Source organism: Nocardioides baekrokdamisoli, from assembly GCF_003945325.1.
Taxonomy (GTDB): Bacteria; Actinomycetota; Actinomycetes; order Propionibacteriales; family Nocardioidaceae; genus Nocardioides; species Nocardioides baekrokdamisoli.
This window is the reverse complement of record NZ_AP019307.1, coordinates 23,316-41,200: the sequence shown is the minus strand read 5'-3', so window position 1 is coordinate 41,200 and position 17,885 is coordinate 23,316. Positions and strand designations below refer to the sequence as shown.

The following is a 17,885-nucleotide window of genomic DNA, read 5'->3' as shown; positions in this document are numbered from 1 at the left end:
TTCACCCTGACTTTCACCCTCAGCGATAGACCTCGTCGGAACCGTTGCTGTACACCAGATTGCGATGCGCCCGCACGAGCTCAGCGGGATACACGTACGTCGCGCGGTCACCGCCGGCGACCGACGAGACGCTGATGCCGTGGTCCACGATGTCGGAGTCGAGGAAGATCCATCCGGTACGCGGAACCCTGCCCGGATAGAGCCGATCCCGGTCGAGCGTGACACCCGGCAGGAACTGCATCAGCCGCGAGCCGGCGTACTCGCCGACAACGACCGTGGACGGATACTGCGCGGCGGTCCAGCGCGCTGCGACAGCATCCTGGTCCGTGCCGTAATAGGTCGTGAAGTAGTCGCCGGTGTTGTCGAGGTGAATCTGAGGCAGGCCGACGCCGAGTGTCGCACCGAGGACGCCCGTCATCGTCGAGAAGTACGCGATGTAGCCGGCGACCAACAGCGGGCGCACGGCCGGCCCCAGTCGCCGGAAGATCGCCCAGCAACCCACGGCCACCACCGGCGCGAGGACGAACAGGGCCTGTTGGAACGCCCGATAGATGCCGTACTCGACGGACAGTCCGGGGACCACGGTGGCCAGAGCCAGCGCGACGAACGTTGCCAGGCTGAGCACTTGATACTCGATCGTGAACCAGCCGCGGGTCCCCCGGTCCTTCAGGACGATCAGGAGGCCGAGCAGCAAGGCCAGCTGGATCGCCTTGCCGAAGATCGACTGGAAGATGCCGTTCACGGTCGCGGCCGGAACGGCCATCGCATCCAGCGCCCGTCCCACGGGCGTCGAGGATCGAGTCACGTTCGGAGCCATCCGCGGGTACGCCTGGGCGTGGGTGACGGGGAGCAACTCGCCGGCAGCACGCTCGGGCTGGGCCAGTTCTAGCTGCGTCTTCGAGTAGTGGTCCAGACGAGTCTGTGGTGCTTCGGTGGCGATCGGAATGATGGTGGCCGCCAGATCCGAGGAGACGGACGTGGACGACGACCCCACCAGCCCACCGGCGGCATCGCCGAGCACCGTGCCGAGATGTCCTCCGGTGTGGGTGAGCGGCCCCACCCACACCATGACGGCAACCGCGGCCACAGCGAACGGTCCGAAGGAGAGCATGCGCGGAGGGTCCTCAGGCGGATCCTGTCCGAGCCGGCGCAGGAGCATGCGCAGCGCGTGCCAGAGTGCCCAGCCCATCCCCAGCGTGATCACCATCAGATAACTGGTGCTGTAGTGCGACAGGACAACGCCCAGGACGGCCAGCGTGACTGCCCTACGGCTCCACCGCACCGAGCAGGCCGTCTCGGTCCCGGCCAGGAAGAGCAACGCGAGGAACAGGAACGCGACCTCCTGACGAACCATGTACGGCATGTCGACCGCGAAGGTCGGGAAGGTGATGGTGACGAGCGTGCCGAGCAGTGCAGCGCTACGTCGGACCAGCCGGACGCTCAGCAGGAAGAGGACGACCGGCAACGCCGCGAAGATCAACTGCGGCACCGTCTTGGCGAGCAGCGGACCGGAGATGCCGGTGAAGTCAGCGAAGACCGTGGGCAGGACGTTCAGACTCAGGCACGCGTTGTAGGGGTCCGGAAAATTCGACATCTGCCAGCGACCCGGATCGAAGGTCAACTGGAAGACCAGATACTCCTTCTGGATGTCGTGACCCGTCGTGTACCAACCACGCAGTGAGGTTGCCAGCAACAGCGTCAGACTCACGAGGTACAGCACGCGAGCGTCCCTGGGGGTGTCGCTCCGCGTACGCAGGAACAGCCCGCCCAGCGCAGCGCCCGCCAGCGCGAGGGCGCATACGGCCACGGCACTGTCGGCCCCGTTGTTCAGGCGGATCGCCCCGACGACGGCGAGCACCAGGCCGAGGAGCGCCAGTGCGGTCAAGCCGTCGAGCCTCGGTCGCCGGACCCGCCAACGGACGGCATCGCGACGCCAGATGAGGAGCCCGACATCAATGACCGTCGACGGCACTGCCAACCAGTGCGCTCGCAACGGGTCGTCGATGCCGACCAGCGGGAGGAGTTCGTTCATGGCCAGCCCGAGAACCATCGACCCGAGCACGGCCAAGCCGAGCGCGTACAGCCAACGGGCGGTGGCTTCAGGTCCGCGGAGAGCTCCGGCGACGGCCCACATGGGCACGCCCATCAGCACGACGAGGCCGATCACGGGTCGTACGACCGGGACGGCGACATCCAGCGCAACGACACAGTGCCCGATCACCACGAGGGCGATGGCGACAACGAGTGCGTCAGCGGGGCGCCCGGTTTGAGTCCGGTGCCGGGTCTGCCGCCGAGTTCCCCTGCTCATCGTCGAGCCCCGCAATGGACTCCGAGGTGGGAGCGCCCCAACGAGACGGACACGTCGTACGAGCCCGACCCGACGGCGATCCGCGTCGTCGCCGTCGCCGGTACGCCCGGCATGACCAGCACGGTGGAGTGCCTCTGGATCAGGGTGCCGTGCGTGTCGGTCACCCCGACGACGTAGGAGAGGTCACCAGAGATGTCGCCATGGGAGGTGACGGAGAACGACACCACGGCGCGCGCACGAGCGGGATGACAAGCCTGAGCGACCTCATCGGTGCTGAACGACAACTCGACGTACGACACCGGCTCGTGCGTGAACGACAGGGACAGTTGGTGCCTCACCCACGGCGAGGCGACGGCGCCGAGCCCCAGGACCAGCGCGGTGCATGCCAATCCGATCAGCACGGCAGGCAGAAAATCTCGCTCCGCGTCCTCGGGTCTCCGTCGCCCCGAAGTGCGGCCACGAGTCAACCGACGCACGGAACGTCCTTCCGGACACGCAACCGGCGGCAGCGCTTCGACATCTGGAGGCTCGGGCAGCGTGGCGTGGTCAGCGGGCGGATCGACGGCTCTGCGGAGCAAGACGGACCGAGAGCCAAGGCCGAGCGTAGGACTGGCACTCGCACAAGGAGCAGTCGCTGCCGTGTCGGACATGAAGGTGAGTGTCGTGCGGGTGTCCGCAACGTCGGCACGGTCGTCGTACGCCGCTCCAACGCATTGCGGCGCCCTCCCCTCAGTCGCGAGTTACGCGAGGCTAACACGCCACCGCACACCAGACCGCCATCCCATCACCCGACTGACCAGGTAGTTCAACTGCCTCTCAGTGACTCACAGTGACGCAGGTCAGGCATGGGCGCCGCGCCGGCTTTCACCCCCGACTTCACCCCGCCATCGCTCTCTGCGAACCTCGACCTGCGCCTATGGTCTTGAGGGGCGTGCCCAGCGCCGACCACCACCACAATCATCGGGGGCCCGGAAGCATGTTGCGCGATCGACGGAAGGCAGTCGCCATCGCCATCATCGGCACCGTTGCGCTCGCCGGGGGTTGGGCCGCAGCATCCGAGTTCCACGGTGACCGGCACCGGGCACCGCTGGCAATCGGCGTGGGTTTCAACGACAGCCTCGCCTTTGCACACGGCGCAGACGTGACCGAAGCCCTCTCCGACGCCAAGGCGGTGGGCGCGACGTGGGTGCGCGTCGATCTGCCGTGGGACCAGATCCAGCCGACGAAGTCGGGCCCGTACGACTGGACGGTCGTCGACAAGATCGTGACCACCGCGCACACGCTCGGGCTCCATGTATTGCCAGTCCTCGGCCACACCCCGCCCTGGGCGCGCGGCGCATGCACCGGAATGGCCTGCCCGCCGGCACGACCAACCGACGTCGAGGCGTTGATGGACGCTGCTGTTCGCCGCTATGCCCCCGACGGCGTGCACGCGTGGGAGATCTGGAACGAGCCGAACTCCGGCACCTTCTGGCAGCAACCGGACGCACGTGCCTATGCCCAGTTCTTCACCGCCGCCTCGCGGGCAGCCAAGTCCGTCGACCCTGGCGCGACCATCGTCGTCGGTGGACTTGACGCCTGCGTCGACGGTGTCAGCTGCGTCGACCCACGCACGTTCATGGACGCCTTCTGCCGGGCGGGAGGTTGTGCTTCCGCCGACGCAGTGGGCGTGCATCCGTACACGTATCCGCTCAAGCCGGGGACCAATTCGCCGGCATGGGAGGTTCTCACCGGCACCACCAACTCCGTGCTCAGCGTGCTCGCCGCCGATGGCTACAGCCACATCCCGCTCTGGATCACCGCGTACGGTGCCCCGACCGATGGCCCCGGCGCCTCCTCGGACGGGAGTCCGGCCCAGTTGTGGCCGCATCCGTCCGACCATGTCACCGAGGCGTACCAGGCGGAACTGGCCAAGGACTTCATCGGCGCCGCCGAACAGCGCGGCCAGGTGGCCGCCGTGTTCTGGGCGGCCGACCGCGACGATCCGCGTGACTCCCGGTCATGGTCCGGGCTGCGCCGCAAGGACGGGACGCCGAAGCCCGCGTGGGCCGCCTTCAACCAGGCAGTCACCGCCGCTCAGAAGTAGCCCGCTCGGCTCCGCCCTTCGTCGTCTATTGATCGCTGCGTCGAGCGCTAGTCCTTTCGAACCGTATTCAAATGGGTGACTGACCATTGTCTCCCGAACTCGACGCCCCTATGTTCAACCCTGCAGACCCGCTTCTCGAAGGGTCAGCTCTCGGGGGGAGGGGTTGCCGTGGTCTCGGCAGGCAACAACAAGGACGGTCGCGCGCTCACGCGTCGAGCGCGTCGCCTGGTCGCGTTCCTCGCGGCCGCCGCAGCAGCCGCCGTGATGGTGCAACTGGTCGCCACGCCGGCTGACGGTGAGAGCCTGACGGCCCCCGCGACCGCTACCACCGTGCAGCCCAGGGTGCAAGCCCAGGCAGTGACCATCAAGCGCACCGGCATGGGGGTCTCGTACGGCAATCGCCTCGCCTGGATGTCGGCCAGCCAGCTGGCTTCGACCCTCGCGGAGGCATCCGCTCTGCACGTCACCTGGGTGCGGACGGACATGGCCTGGGATGACATCCAGCCGACCTCGGCCACCTCGTACCGTTGGGCCGGTTTCGACGCCGTGGCCAAGGGTGCGCACGCCCGCGGCATCAACGTCCTCCCGGTTCTGGCCTACACGCCGGCGTGGGCTCGCGCTGCGCACTGCACCACCCGCATCTGCCCTCCGGCGAGCGTCGCGAGGTTCGCCGCGTTCGCTCGACAGGCCGCTGCCCGCTACTCAAGGCTCGGGATCCACACCTGGGAGATCTGGAACGAGGAAGACTCGAACTGGTTCTGGTCGAACCCCAACCCAGCCGCGTACGGGAAGCTCCTGGCGGCGACGTCCGCCGCCATTCGCGCAGCCGATCCTCACGCAAAGATCATCCTCGGCGGGCTCGTGATGACCCGTCAGACCTCTCGGGACTTCAGCGCCACGTCGTTCCTTGACACGATGCTGCGGACCACCCCGTGCTCGGCATTTGACGCTGTCGGGTCACACCCGTACACCTACCCGTACCTCGCCAGCGCCCTCACGACCTGGGGCACGCCGTGGGAGATGATGACCCGGACCAAGATGTCGTTGACCTCCGTGCTCGCGAGCCACAGGTGCGCCGGGAAGAAGATCTGGGTCACCGAGTTCGGCGCCCCCACACAGGGTCCGGGCAACGCCGCTGACGGCACCGCCGCCAAGATGTGGCCGTACGCGACCGACCACGTCACCGAGGCCTACCAGGCGACGATCGCAGCCAATGGCGTCGCCGCGGCCGTCGCCAACCCGAGCGTCGACACTCTGTTCTGGTACTCGAACATCGACCTTCGGTACGGCCCGGATCCTTCGAACTTCTTCGGACTCTCCCGGCTCAACGGCACCCACAAGCCAGTGTGGACGAGTTTCCAGAAAGCCGTTGCTGTAGTCAGGCAGTAACGCTCTGCGCAAGGTCGCGACCGGTGATCTCGGCGAGGATCTCCAACAGTGCCCGGTGCCTGCCGGCGATGGCGAACTTCTCCACCGCATCCAGACGCGCCGCCTTCCCGAGACGCTCCGCCAGCTGGGGATCGGCAAGCACTTCGGCGACGAAGTGGGCCAGTCGGGGGGCGTCACCCGGGGGCACGAGGAACCCGTTCTCGCCGTGGCGAATGTTCTCCGGCATGCCACCGACCGCCGCACCGACCACCGGCGTTCCCGACGCCATCGCCTCCATCAGGACCTGTGAAGCACAGTCGGCGTCCGTCAGGGATGGCACCACCGCGACGCTGGTCCGACGCAAACGCTGCGCCACCTGGTCAGGCGCCATGCCGCCCAGCCAGCGGATCCTGTCCCCCACACCGAGTGCACCGGCAGCAGCCTGAACCAGCGCGACATCGTCGCCGTCACCGATGATGTCGAGGTACGCCTCAGGAACCCGCTCCAGGATGGCCGGGAGCGCATCCACGACGACCTGGTACCCCTTCCACCGCGACGCCGCCTCGATGCGACCCACGTACGTCAGCGTCGTCTCGCGGCGGTCACCATCCGGCTTGAAGGTGTCGACATCGATCCCGGCCGGGATCACCGTCGCGCGACCGGTCGCGTACGCCAGGGCTGTCTTGCCTGCGGCTACGAGCCTCGTCGCGCGGGCGAAGATGCGCGGGAGGACCCAACGCTCCCATGCACGCAGGATCGGGTCGGTTCGGCCGCCCTTGACCATGGTTCCCGAGTGGTACGCGAGCACGACCGGACGACCGGCGGAGCGATAGGTCACGATGTCGGACAGGCCGGGGACCGGCGAGTGCGCGTACACGACGTCGATGTTCTTGCGTCGCAACAACCGGGGCAGCGTCCACAACCACAGCGGGTTGAGCCGACTTCCGCGGAAATCGATCCAGGACCCGAGGCGGATCAGCTCGTACCCATTGACGTTCTCGATGGTCGTACGCCGATCGGCCGCCGCCGTGATCATGACCGGGGTGATGCCGGGGGTGTCGCGCAGCGCGTGCACCACCTTCTCCGCGTAGCGCTCGACGCCGCCGATGTGGGGCGCGTACAACGGGGCGACCACGGCAACCCGCAGGTCAGGCGCGTGTGTGTTCGTCATCGGGCGGCCTCCTTGGCCAGTCGGAAGATCGTGAGGAAACGTTCGTTCCGCACGCTGTGATCGAAGGTCTGGACGGCACGTTCTCTGCCGGCGGCACCCATCCGGGCGGCCAACTCGGGATCGCTCAGGATCTGTGTCAGCCGGTCTGCCAGACCGACAGGGTCTGCCGGCTCGACCAGGTAGCCGTTGACACCGTCACGGATGTTGTCCGGGATACCTCCGACGCGGGAGCCGACGACCGCCGTGCCGGACGACATCGCCTCGATCAGAACCGTGGGGTTGCACTCCGCGTCGGTCAGCGACGGTACGGCGCACACGGTGGTGCGCTTCAGCCGTGCTGCCACCTCGGCCGGCGGCAGATTCCCCAGCCAGCGCACGCGGTCCGACACCCCAAGTGCTTCAGCCTGGGCACGGAGGGCTTCGACGTCGTCGCCGTCGCCCACCACGTCGAGACAGACATCCGGGACGGCGGCCACGACCGCGGGAAACGCATCGATCAGGACCTGGACGCCCTTCCAGCGGGAGGCGCTCTCCACACGGCCCACGTACGTCACGGTGCGGGTGCGGGGCTCGTCGTCCGGGCTGAACACCGAGGAGTCGACGCCCGGAGGGATGATCTCTGCTTTCCCCGTGCCGTACGCGAGCGAGACCGAACCCGCCGCGACCAACTGGTCCGCGCGCCTGAAGGCTGCGGGAAGCACCCATCGTTCCCACGCCCGGAGCAGCGGATCGACCGGGCTGTTGCCCTTCACCAGCGTGCCCGAGTGATAGGTCAGAACCACCGGTGCTCCGGAGGAGCGGAAACAGGCGAGCTCGCCCAACCCCGGAACCGGCGAATGCGCGTTCACGACATCGATGCCCAGGCGGCGCAGCAGCCGTGGAAGCTGCCACCACCACAGCGGGTTGAGCGGAGTGGCGCTCAATGTGATCGGGGCACCCAGCCGAATGACCTGCACGCCGCCATGCGTGTCGACTCCACGACGCCAGCCGGCGCGCGTCGTGATGACCACGGGCTCGAACCCGTCCGTGTCACGCAGGATGTCGACGACGTGTTCGGCATAACGCTCGACGCCGCCGACCGCGGGCGCGTACTTGGGTGCCACCACCGCGACACGGATGGGACGTTCCGCAGGATCTGGACCAAGGATCTCCCGGTAGACGCCCACCAGGGTCTCGGCGTGAGCGGTCCACGAGTGCTCTGTGATGGCCACGGCCCGGGCGGCCTCGCCGCCTGCAGTCAGGTCCGGGTCGAGGGTGGCGGCGGTGATGGCAGTGACCAGGGAAGCGTGATCCATGTCGAGGAACGTGACGCCCCGACCCTCGTCCACCAGGACCCGCAGCATCGGGTCGTCGTTGAGTACGACCGGAACAGCCGAGCACATTGCCTCGAGAACACTCAGCGGTGTCTCACCGCGGCTGGCGCACACGAAGAGGTCGACAGCGCGGTAGATCTCGGCGACCTCGTCGCGATTGCGCTGGCCGAGATAGATGTTCGCCGCACCGCGACCGGACTCGGCGTCCACTCCGACGAAGACCAGGCGGTACCCGGGTCCACCCGCGGCATCGACCATGTCGAAGCCCTTCTTCGGCACCGGGCGTCCGACGTACAGCACCAGGAACTCGTCCAGGGGCAGGTCGTACCTGGCACGGAGCGTCGCCTTCTCCCCCGGGTCGGCTGGTCGGTAGTGGTCGGGATCAATTCCGTTCGGCAGCACAGTCATCGGAAGACCCGGGACCGCAGCGTCGACGAACTCCTTCTGGAACCGGGTGAGTGGCAGTACGCGGGCGGCGCCCTTGAAGACGAACGCACCGAACGTGCGTACGACCACCCGCTGAATGATGTCGACCGGACCGCTGTGCTCGACATGAGTGACGTGCGAGGTCACCACGTACGGCGTACGGCGAAGTCTGCAGACGGCCGCAGCAACCCACGATCCCATGTAGAGGGTGTCGTGGATCTGCACGATGTCCGCCCGACCGACCATGCGCCAGGCCGCCGCGAGGAGGGCCAGCGAGAAGATCGGGAACGGCGCGCCCAGGCGGTCCTCGGTGACGTTCCATGCCCGGACTCGTCGGACCCGGATGCCGTCCTCGACCCGCTCCCCCGGGGTCGAACCGATCGCGCTGGTGAGCAGCTCGACCTGATGTCCCTGCGCGACCAGTTCCCGGGCGACTTCAGCCGCGACGACTTCGATCCCGCCGACGTGCGGCGAGAAGTAGTGGGTCACCTGCAGAACCTTCATGAGGTCCTCCTCTGAGTTCGCCCGAGAATGAGAAGAAGTGCTCCCACGACAGCCCCGAGGAGCTGCCCGCCGAGCCAGGCGCATGCGCCGGCCAGGGCGCTCGTCGAGGGCAGCGCGGCGAGGATGGCCACCACGCCCAGCGAGGCCACCACGGCGACGGCGATGCTCGCCCGAAGCCGCCGTTGGAGCGTGAGCAGGATGCCGATCCAGAACGTGACTGCGAGGGCACATGAGGCCGCGCAGAGAACCCGCAGCGTCGGCGCACCCTGGGACGCGTAGTCATCGCCGAAGAGGCTGAGCAGGAACGGTGCGATGGCCGCGATCACGGCACTGCCTCCACCGACGGCGGCGACCATCAGCATCGCAGCCGTACGCATCGCCCGACCGATGCGCTCCGACGACCGTGAGCCGTCCGCGAACGATGCCCGGCCGACGGCGTACGCCACCGAATTCAGCATCGTGGCGATCTGGAAGGCGACGAAGAAGGCGCCGTTCTGTTCAGCGCCGGCGAAGCGGATGATCATGACCGGCACCGCCACGAGCGGCACGAACTCGGCCAGCCCGACGACGTACGACGCGACACCAATGTGGTAGCTCCCGCGGAACGCCGTCGAGGGTTTCCACCCGGTCGCCGCGGGCAGTCCACGCAGCCCCGCGTACGCGCAGGCGACTGCCGCCCCGATCGACGCGATGCCGCTGGCGAGGACCAGACCGAAAGCCCCCGAACTCACGAACAGCGACGGCAGAAGGCACTTCACGACGCCCATCGCCACACCGGTGAGCATCAGATTCGTACGGAGTTGGCGACGGGCCAGGAAGACCGAATCGGTCGTCAGATTGACGCTCGTGCCGGCCACGACGGCGGCATAGACGAGGCCTCGCGATCCGGCAAGGGCACCGGTCGTGGCTGGGGCAAGCAAGGGAAGGAGGAGCGCGGTCAGGTAGCCGAGCGCCAGGCCGAGTCCACCCGTGACAGTCAACGACAGGGCGATGTCCTGCGCAGGCCGATCACTGCGCGGGATGCTGGCCACCAGCGCCGTGCCCATCCCCAGTTGGGCAACATAGGAGACCACGATGGCGGCCGAGAGAAGGGTGCCGGCGACACCTACCTGGGCGATCGACTGCACGTGGCCGGCGATCAACCAGAACACGCCGCCGAATCCGGCCAGCCCCACCGTGGTGGCCAGGATCAGGAAGGCGTCGGTGGTGACGGCATCGGCACGCGAAAGGCGCGCTCGGAACGCCGTACTGACCGAACTCATCGGTATTCCCTCCGCGAACATGTCGGAACGACGGGTAACGGCTGGCGGCCGGGCGTTGTGAGCCCGACCGCCGCCGCCCGCGCTGATCAGAGCTCGCGCCACATTCCTCGACTCGCGTGCAGGAGCGGCAGCATCAGGTGGGGTGAAGCATGCCGGCCCGCTGCGCTGGTCCAACGACGGACGAGAGTCGTCCGCCGGTCCCGAGAAGGACCGTGACCTGCGGCAGATGCGCAGGTCCCGATCGTGTCGAGCCTAGGGAGTCATGTCGGCGCGAGCGGCCTGGTCAGCTGGCTACGGGGCTCGCGGCCGACGCGGCCCACGAGTCGATCTCGATTATCTCGAGCGTGCGGGCGGCCTCGAGAGCGAGGCGCGGCGCGCGGTTCACCCGGAAGCGGTGCTCGAAGAGCTGCCACAGGTTGCGGAGGCCGTCCTTCCAGGCGTTCAGCTTCACCTCACCGCCACGCGGGCGGTACTCGATGGCGACCTCGCCGCAGCGGGCGCCGGAGGCGTACGCCTCGTTCTTGATCTCCTGCGAGAACTGCATGCCAGAGCTGCGTACGTCGAGCGTCGCCCAGACGTCGCGACGGAAGACCCACATGCCCGACTGCGAGTCCTGGATGGGGTTGCCGAACAGCACACGGCTGATGGCGCTGAGCACCTTGTTGCCGACGGTGTGCGACGGCTTCATCGCATCGCGGTTCTCGCGGCCGAGTCGGTTGCAGGTGATGAAATCGAGGTTGTTCGCGATCAGGTGGTTCACGAGCGCGACTGCGTGGTCGAGCGGGTAGGTCTGGTCGGCGTCACCAGTGATGACGACATCGCCGCTGACCTCAGCGAAGCCGGCCATGTATGCGTTCCCATAGCCACGGTTCGGCTGCTCCACGACACGGGCACCCAGGCGGCGAGCCTCGTCGCCGGTGCCGTCGGTCGAGGCGTTGTCCACGACGACGATCTCGGTCTCCCAGCCAGCGGCGGCGAGCTCCGCCACCGGAACGGATCCGATGACTGCCTCAAGATTGTCGACCTCATTGAGAGCCGGAATTACGACCGACAGACGGTTCATGCTGAGTATCCCCCCGGATAGTTTGGCTTGCGGTTACTAGTTCTAACGGGTTAGGGCACGCGTCTAAAGGGTGTAACTCGGTGTTCACCCTCCGTTTCACCCAGGGTGCAACTCGGTGTCACCCTAAAACTCTTCGATCTGCTCCTCTCTGGTCGCAAATACGGACCCGCGGACCCGGGGCGTAGACTGTCCTCACGTCGGGGGGCGAGGGGGCGCAGTCTGGAGACAGCTGGCGGCCACACTCTGGAGCAGTCATCCGGAGGGCAGGGTTCGTGATCACGTCGTCGCGCCTTCGTACGCTGGGCACACACCGCAGCGCAGAGTCCCGGAGCGGACGACGATGACCAAGGACATCGCCGACGTCATTCCGTCCAAGGCCGTCGAACAGCTCGAGCGCGGCGTGGGCCCTGGGCATCTGATCATCGTGAACGGACCGCCGGGTCTCGGTCACCGGCACGCCACCTATGCGTGGGCTGCGACGGCGTACCCGAAGTCCGTGCTCGTCCCGAACCTCGACGAGTCGGCTGATCTGGAGGATCTGATCCGATCCGCAGAGGACGCGACCCTGCCGGACGGATTGCTGGTCCTGAGCTTCGAGGCCGACCAGATCCCCGACCTCGACGCACTCGGCACGCTGGCGCACGACCACAAGCGCTGTTGCGTCGTCGTCCTGGCCGCTCCTCGATGGCCGCACATCCCGGCGGGCGCGTACCCGGTCTACGCCGGCGCATTCAGGCTCGACGAAGGCGAACTTGAGCAGATGCTCGCTCGCTATCCCGAATCCGCCGCTGCCGACGTCACGGGCCTGCATGCAGCCACGAACGGATGGCCGGGACATGTGGCCGATCTGCTCAGATACGTGGCAACGGGCCACGCACCGTCGGTGGATCTGGAGATTCGTCGCGTCGACGAGCGGCTCCGGCGACTCACTCTTCCGGCACTGCCGGAGGAATGGTTGCCACCGATGCGCTACCTCGCGCTCGCCGGAGAGGTCAAGGCCCACGGCCTGCAGCAGGTGACTCCGTGGGAGGACCCCACCCTTCACATGGCTCACCACGGGTTGCTCACCAGCAGGGTCGACGACACCTACGGCGACCTGTTCAGCCTGCCCGAGAAGCTCCGGTCATTGCTGCTGGATCCGGCGGCCTTTCCGCTGAACGAGCAGGACGAGATGCTGCGAACCATCCATGAGGTGCGGGTCACTCACGGCATCCAGGACTGTGGTCTGGCGGCCGCGTACACGCTGAAGGACTGGGAACGATGCGCGACGACGCTGCACCGTTGGCCCCTGCGGACCGAATACAGCCAGTTCCGGCCGTTGGCCGGTCGCGTCCTCGCTGAGCTTCCGGAGGACGTGCTGCGTCGCTATCCGACGGTCGCCATGCGCGCGGCCGCGATCGGATTGTGGCCCCTCGACACGGCGTCAGTGAGCATCCCGAAGGCTCCTGACGACATCCGCGCATTCCTTGCTGCGGGCCGGCTTCCGACGCTGATGCACCAGACGAGGGTCGCCATCGGCGCCCTGCGCAAGGACGGTCGGATCAAGGAAGCGATGGACATATCGCAACGGACAGGCCATGTGGCGCGGACCGGGCAGGGTCCGACTCGCGAGCGGATCCTGAACCAGGCAACCATCTGGTGTGCCCAAGCCGGTCTGTCATTCCACCTCGGCGGGCAGGACGCGATCGCCGGACGGTTCTACCAGGCCGGATGGATGTACCGCGACTACTCCGAGGTCCCCTTCGCCGCCGCCGATGTGGCCACGAAGGCCGCCGTACTCGCCGCCATCGGCGGTGACATGCCAGCCGTGACGAGGTGGCTCGACGCGTACGACGCCATCCCGGAAGGCGCTGAATGGCCGGATGTGGTGGCGCGCACCGCGCGCCTTGCCAACGCCTACGTGAGGTGGGAGGACGGCGACTTCGAACCGCACAACGCCGGCTCCTTGGTGCCACACCTGTTTGCTGACGATGAGAACTGGCCCTTCCTCTTGATGCTGGTCGGGATGATGCTGCTCGAGGCCGGAGAGGCAGAGCGGCTGATCGAGGTCGCGGACGAGGTGCAACGGGTCCAGTTCCGTACGGCGAAGTCCGACGGCATCCACCAGCACCTGCTCCAGTCCGCACGCGCCGAGGCGTACTTGGTGCTCGGACAAGGAAATCGCGCTCTCGCCGCCATGGGCGACGAGGTCGCCGCGTCCACGGTCTTCGGGGCAACTGGCGTCCGGTGGTCACTTGCGACGGGCCAATACGACGTTGCAGCTGCCAGAGCCGAGGCCATGCTTGCGGCGCGTGGACTACCTCCTCGCCGCCGCAACCGCGTACGTGTCCTGCGCGCCGTCGCGCTCGCCCGTCTGGGTCGGACGGACGAAGCCCGCGAGGCTCTCAGGTCGGCGATCGAAGACTCCGACCGTCACGGCCTGCGGCGACTCGGCAGCGCCATGGACGTCGAGAATCGCGAGTTCATCACTGACGTACTGCCGGACGAAGCGGCAGCCTTGACCGGCCGGTCCATCGCCCGGGCGAGCCTGGACGTCACCGAACTCACCGACCGCGAGACGGTGATCCTCAAGCTGCTCGCCCAAGGGTTGACATTGCCCACCATCGCAGCGGCGGAGTACGTGTCGCTCAACACCGTCAAGACCCAGGCACGCAGTCTCTACCGCAAGTTGGGGGCAGGTTCGCGAGCGGAAGCAGTGGCCGCCGGACAGCGCCTGGGTCTTGTCGCTCCCGGCCCGTGAGCGACATCGAGCAGGGATGTGCAGCCGGGGCTTCATCACTTGAGCGAGCGCCCGCCAAACGAGTGACGGCTGGGGTTCGGCGACCTACGCCCAACCCCAGCCGTTCCGAGACCACAATCGTGATCGGTGGCTGAGCCCGACACTAACTGGGGAGCGAGGCGGGCTCAGCAGCGTCAACTAAACCGTCCGAGGGTCTCATCCACATCCGTAGTCGTACGGAATCCGGGTACGTAACTGGCGCAGCCGATCTCCGCCCGGGCCGCCGGGCTTCCACGCACTGTTCCTCCAGTACCGAGACGAGGCCGCGAGACATACGCACGTGTCGCTCACCCCCACTGAACATCCCTCCGTACCGCTACGGACCACGACCCCTGATTGGACCTACGATCTGCACATGAGCGCCACTACTCGGACGTACTCGCTCACCCCGTTCATCGGTCGTTCGCAGGAGACTCGCGACGTACGAGCCCTGGTCGAACAGCACCGTCTGATCAACCTGGTCGGGCCGGGAGGCGTCGGCAAGACGCGTCTGGCGTATGAGGTGTTCGACCAACTGGCCGTCGACCTCGACGACGCGGCGTGGACGGTCGAGCTCGCGGACCTCTCCGACGCCGGTCTCCTCGGCCATGCCGTGGCCGAGGCCGTCGGGGCATCCGTCCTCGCTGAAGGCTTCGATCCGCGGATGCTGGTCCGGCACATCAGTGATCGAACGTCGTTGCTGCTCATCGACAACTGCGAACACATGGTGCCCGAATGCGCCGCGCTCATCACCGCCGTCCTTCAGCGCTGCCGCAACCTGCGGGTGATCACGACCAGTCGGCACACCCTCGGGGTCGTCGGCGAGCAGCTCTACACCGTGCCTCCCCTCATCGCCCGCGACGGCCTCGAGTTGTTCACGGCCCGAGCTCTCGCGGTGGCGCCCAGCTGGACGCCCGGCGAGCATGACCGGTCCGCCATCATCGACATGTGCTCGCGTCTGGACGGCGTCGCGTTCGCCATCGAACTGGCTGCATCCCGTATGCGGACCGTAGGCCTCGAGGCGCTGGGTGCGGAGATTGAGGACCAGTTGGCTGCACTGGTGTCCACCTCGGCAAGTTCAGGACGACACATCTCCATGGAGGCCTGCCTCCGATGGGGACACGACCTGTGCACTCCGGGCGAGCAGTTGCTGTGGGAAAGACTGTCCGTCTTTGCGGGTACGTTCACGCTCCAAGCGGCGCGTGGTGTCTGCGAGGCAGCAGACCTGTCGGCTGACGAGGTAGACGATGCCCTCAGAGGCCTCGCGGACAAATCCTTGATCGAACGCGACGTCCACGACCGTGCTGGCCGCTACCGGATGCTTGAGGTCGTTCGACAGTTCGGCGCGGCGCGTCTGGCCGAGAAGGGTGAACTGGATCTCTGGCACAGGCGCCACTGCGACCATTACCTGGCGATGGTCGATCAGTTCGACGCCGAATGGTTGGGGCCGGATCAGGTCGAGTGGTTCCAACAACTGCGTACCGAGCAGGCCAACCTGCGACTCGCGTTCGAGTACAGCGTCAGCCACGCCGATCACGCCGCCTCAGCGCTACGCATGTGTGCTCTCCTCGAGCACTACGTCGGCTCGACCGGAGGCGCCAGCGAGGCCCTGCACTGGCTTCGCAAGGCCACTGCCCAACCGACCGGCGCCGTGGTCGAACGGGCCGAGGCACTTCGGGTCGGATGCTTCGTTGCGTGCGTGGTGGGTGCGCTCGACACCGCTCAGCGGCTGCACGACGACCTCCTCGCGTTGTCCATGGGGTCCGATGACGCCCGCGTACGTGGTTGCGCGCTGTACGCCCGGGCAGTCCTCGCGGCCTGGAGCAACGACGCCCCGACCGGCGAGCGCGTGGCCCAGGAGGCGATCTCCGTCTTCCAGGAGCTCGGCGACACCGGCCGGGTCGCGAATCTGCATTTTCTTCGCGCGCTCATGCTCGGATGGGCTCACCGCCCGGACGACGCGGCCGAGTGCTACCGGGAGTGTTTCGCGCTGACCCAGCCTCTCGGCGAGCGTTACTGGACCTCGTACGCCCAATGGGGACTCGGCGTGGACATGCTCCTGTCCGGAAGCATCGAGGAGTCGGTCCAACTCGAACGCGAGGCGCTCGAGACGAAGGCCCTTTTCGGTGATGCGCTCGGCACGGCGTTGGCTCTTGAGGCGCTGGCGTGGGCTGCGGTCGATCGAGCCGACGGGCCGCTAGCCGCATTCCTCGACGCCGCGGCCGACACCATCTGGACCACGTTGGGAGTACCACTGGCCGGCATGCCGTACCTGCTGCGGCGACGCGACCAGAGCAGGGCCGCGCTGAGCAGGATGTCGGGGGTGAGCGAGTCGATTGCCCTCCTCGGCCGGACGCTACCGCTTGCCCAGATCGTCGAGGTCGCCGTCGGTCGGGCGCCGCTGCCGAGCCCCACCCCGCAGTCGAATCTCACACCACGCGAATGGGAGATCGCCACCTTCCTGGCTCGAGGTGACACCAACCAGGTGATCGCCGACCACCTCGTGATCTCCCGCCGGACGGTGGAGTCCCATGTGGACCGGGTCCTGCGGAAGCTGGGCGTCTCGTCGCGCACCGAAGTCCGGGACGCACTCGCTCTCCGGTAGATGACCGCTGCACGCCACCGAAGCCATTCACGGCGATAATGCGAACACCATGTCGATGAACGAACCAGTCCGCGAGCGGATCCTTGACGCTGCGGTCAGCGTGCTCGCGGAGGTCGGTCGGCCGACCACCAAACTGCTGACGTCGGTCGCCGAGAGGGCAGGCGTGTCACGTCCGACGATCTACCGCCACGTCGGCTCCCAGACCGACCTGTTCGAGGCTCTGATCCGGCGGGAAGTGGAACGACGCGCCGCCGCTGACATCCTTCCCGCACTGGGTCGTCTCGAGAACCCGTACGAGGACCTTGCAAAGACCCTCGAGGTGATGATCCGGATGGTGGCCGACCACCCGGTGGTGAAGTTCGTCATCCGGGAGAGTCCGGGGACGGTCGTACGTCAGATGGACAACTTCGCGCCGATCCTGGCCGAGGCCGTCGTACCCATCGTCCAGCCGGTGTTCGACGAGGCGATCAGCGCCGGGCGGATCCCGGCGGTCGACGTCACCACACTCGTGCTCTGGGGTGCTCGCATCGCCGCATCGCGCGAGGCCATCCCGGTCGCCGGCAACACCGGCGACATCCGAACCGAGGTGGAGCAGTTGCTCGCGCTCGCCGCTCTCCTCCGGTCTCCGTCGAAGCCCTGACGAGGTGCGCAGGATCAGCTGAGGCGACTCGCGGCGACGAACACCGCCATCACGAGAGTGGCCGAGCAGAGCAGGAGTTGTTGCCACTCACGCCTGAGCGCGTGCGCGACCAGCGCTCCGGCCATCAACGCCGCCAGCCCAACCGCAGCAGCTCCTGCCAACCATGTCGCCACCTCCGCAGCCGGTGGCAGTACGAGGCCGGCTGCGCCAGCGATCTCGAGCGTTCCGACCACCTTGATCAACCAGGGTGGCCAGGTTGCGAGCAGACCGAGTTTCGGGTCGGCCAGCAGCACTGATGTCGGTCTGATCACCGTCGTCGTGCCGGCAAGGAGGAAGAGCGCAGCCAACGCGCTGCTGACGATCCAGACCCAGACATCCATG

Annotated in this window: 12 protein-coding genes; 5 read left to right on the top strand and 7 right to left on the bottom strand. The window is 67.3% G+C overall.

Annotated elements, in window-relative coordinates; genetic code table 11:
- Positions 1-19 precede the first annotated feature (19 nt).
- Together KCTC_RS00190 and KCTC_RS00185 are read right to left on the bottom strand one after the other, a co-directional pair.
- Positions 20-2,308: a DUF2206 domain-containing protein gene (locus tag KCTC_RS00190; RefSeq protein ID WP_125565630.1), complete on the bottom strand. Its 2,289-nt coding sequence runs from the start codon at positions 2,306-2,308 to the stop codon at positions 20-22.
- Complete coding sequence (locus KCTC_RS00185; protein WP_125565628.1) at positions 2,305-2,709, bottom strand: hypothetical protein; 405 nt, start codon at positions 2,707-2,709, stop codon at positions 2,305-2,307. The genes KCTC_RS00190 and KCTC_RS00185 overlap by 4 nt, the downstream gene beginning before the upstream one ends.
- Before the next feature lie 575 nt (positions 2,710-3,284).
- Between KCTC_RS00185 and KCTC_RS00180 the strand changes: the two genes are divergently transcribed.
- Together KCTC_RS00180 and KCTC_RS00175 are read left to right on the top strand one after the other, a co-directional pair.
- Positions 3,285-4,394, top strand: a complete 1,110-nt coding sequence (locus KCTC_RS00180; RefSeq protein WP_164512412.1) for a GH39 family glycosyl hydrolase — start codon at positions 3,285-3,287, stop codon at positions 4,392-4,394.
- 168 nt (positions 4,395-4,562) lie between these two features.
- Positions 4,563-5,783, top strand: a complete 1,221-nt coding sequence (locus KCTC_RS00175) for a cellulase family glycosylhydrolase (RefSeq protein ID WP_125565624.1) — start codon at positions 4,563-4,565, stop codon at positions 5,781-5,783.
- On the opposite strand, the gene KCTC_RS00170 is transcribed toward KCTC_RS00175, so the two are convergent.
- The 4 genes from KCTC_RS00170 to KCTC_RS00155 form a co-directional block, all read right to left on the bottom strand.
- Positions 5,773-6,933, bottom strand: a complete 1,161-nt coding sequence (locus KCTC_RS00170; protein ID WP_125565622.1) for a glycosyltransferase family 4 protein — start codon at positions 6,931-6,933, stop codon at positions 5,773-5,775. The two genes, KCTC_RS00175 and KCTC_RS00170, sit on opposite strands and share 11 nt — an antisense overlap.
- Positions 6,930-9,176 carry a glycosyltransferase family 4 protein gene (locus KCTC_RS00165; protein WP_164512411.1) on the bottom strand — a complete coding sequence of 749 codons (2,247 nt, stop codon included), beginning with the start codon at positions 9,174-9,176 and terminating at the stop codon, positions 6,930-6,932. The genes KCTC_RS00170 and KCTC_RS00165 overlap by 4 nt, the downstream gene beginning before the upstream one ends.
- Entirely contained in the window at positions 9,173-10,438 is a 1,266-nt protein-coding gene (locus tag KCTC_RS00160; RefSeq protein WP_125565618.1) for a lipopolysaccharide biosynthesis protein, read from the bottom strand. Before KCTC_RS00160 ends, KCTC_RS00165 begins: the two co-directional genes overlap by 4 nt.
- A 283-nt stretch (positions 10,439-10,721) precedes the next feature.
- Positions 10,722-11,501, bottom strand: coding sequence for a glycosyltransferase family 2 protein (locus tag KCTC_RS00155; RefSeq protein ID WP_125565616.1), 780 nt, complete (start codon positions 11,499-11,501; stop codon positions 10,722-10,724).
- Positions 11,502-11,841: 340 nt separating this feature from the next.
- Here KCTC_RS00155 and KCTC_RS00150 point away from each other — a divergent pair, with 340 nt between their 5' ends.
- The 3 genes from KCTC_RS00150 (at position 11,842) to KCTC_RS00140 (ending at position 17,504) form a co-directional block, all read left to right on the top strand.
- Complete coding sequence (locus KCTC_RS00150) at positions 11,842-14,241, top strand: helix-turn-helix transcriptional regulator (protein WP_125565614.1); 2,400 nt, start codon at positions 11,842-11,844, stop codon at positions 14,239-14,241.
- A 394-nt stretch (positions 14,242-14,635) separates the two neighbouring features.
- Positions 14,636-16,864, top strand: coding sequence for an ATP-binding protein (locus tag KCTC_RS00145; RefSeq protein WP_125565612.1), 2,229 nt, complete (start codon positions 14,636-14,638; stop codon positions 16,862-16,864).
- Positions 16,865-16,919: 55 nt separating this feature from the next.
- Positions 16,920-17,504, top strand: coding sequence for a TetR/AcrR family transcriptional regulator (locus KCTC_RS00140; protein ID WP_164512410.1), 585 nt, complete (start codon positions 16,920-16,922; stop codon positions 17,502-17,504).
- Positions 17,505-17,518: 14 nt separating this feature from the next.
- Here the strand turns inward: KCTC_RS00140 and KCTC_RS00135 are convergent, their stop codons facing one another.
- Positions 17,519-17,884, bottom strand: a complete 366-nt coding sequence (locus KCTC_RS00135) for a DoxX family protein (RefSeq protein ID WP_125565608.1) — start codon at positions 17,882-17,884, stop codon at positions 17,519-17,521.
- Position 17,885 lies beyond the last annotated feature (1 nt).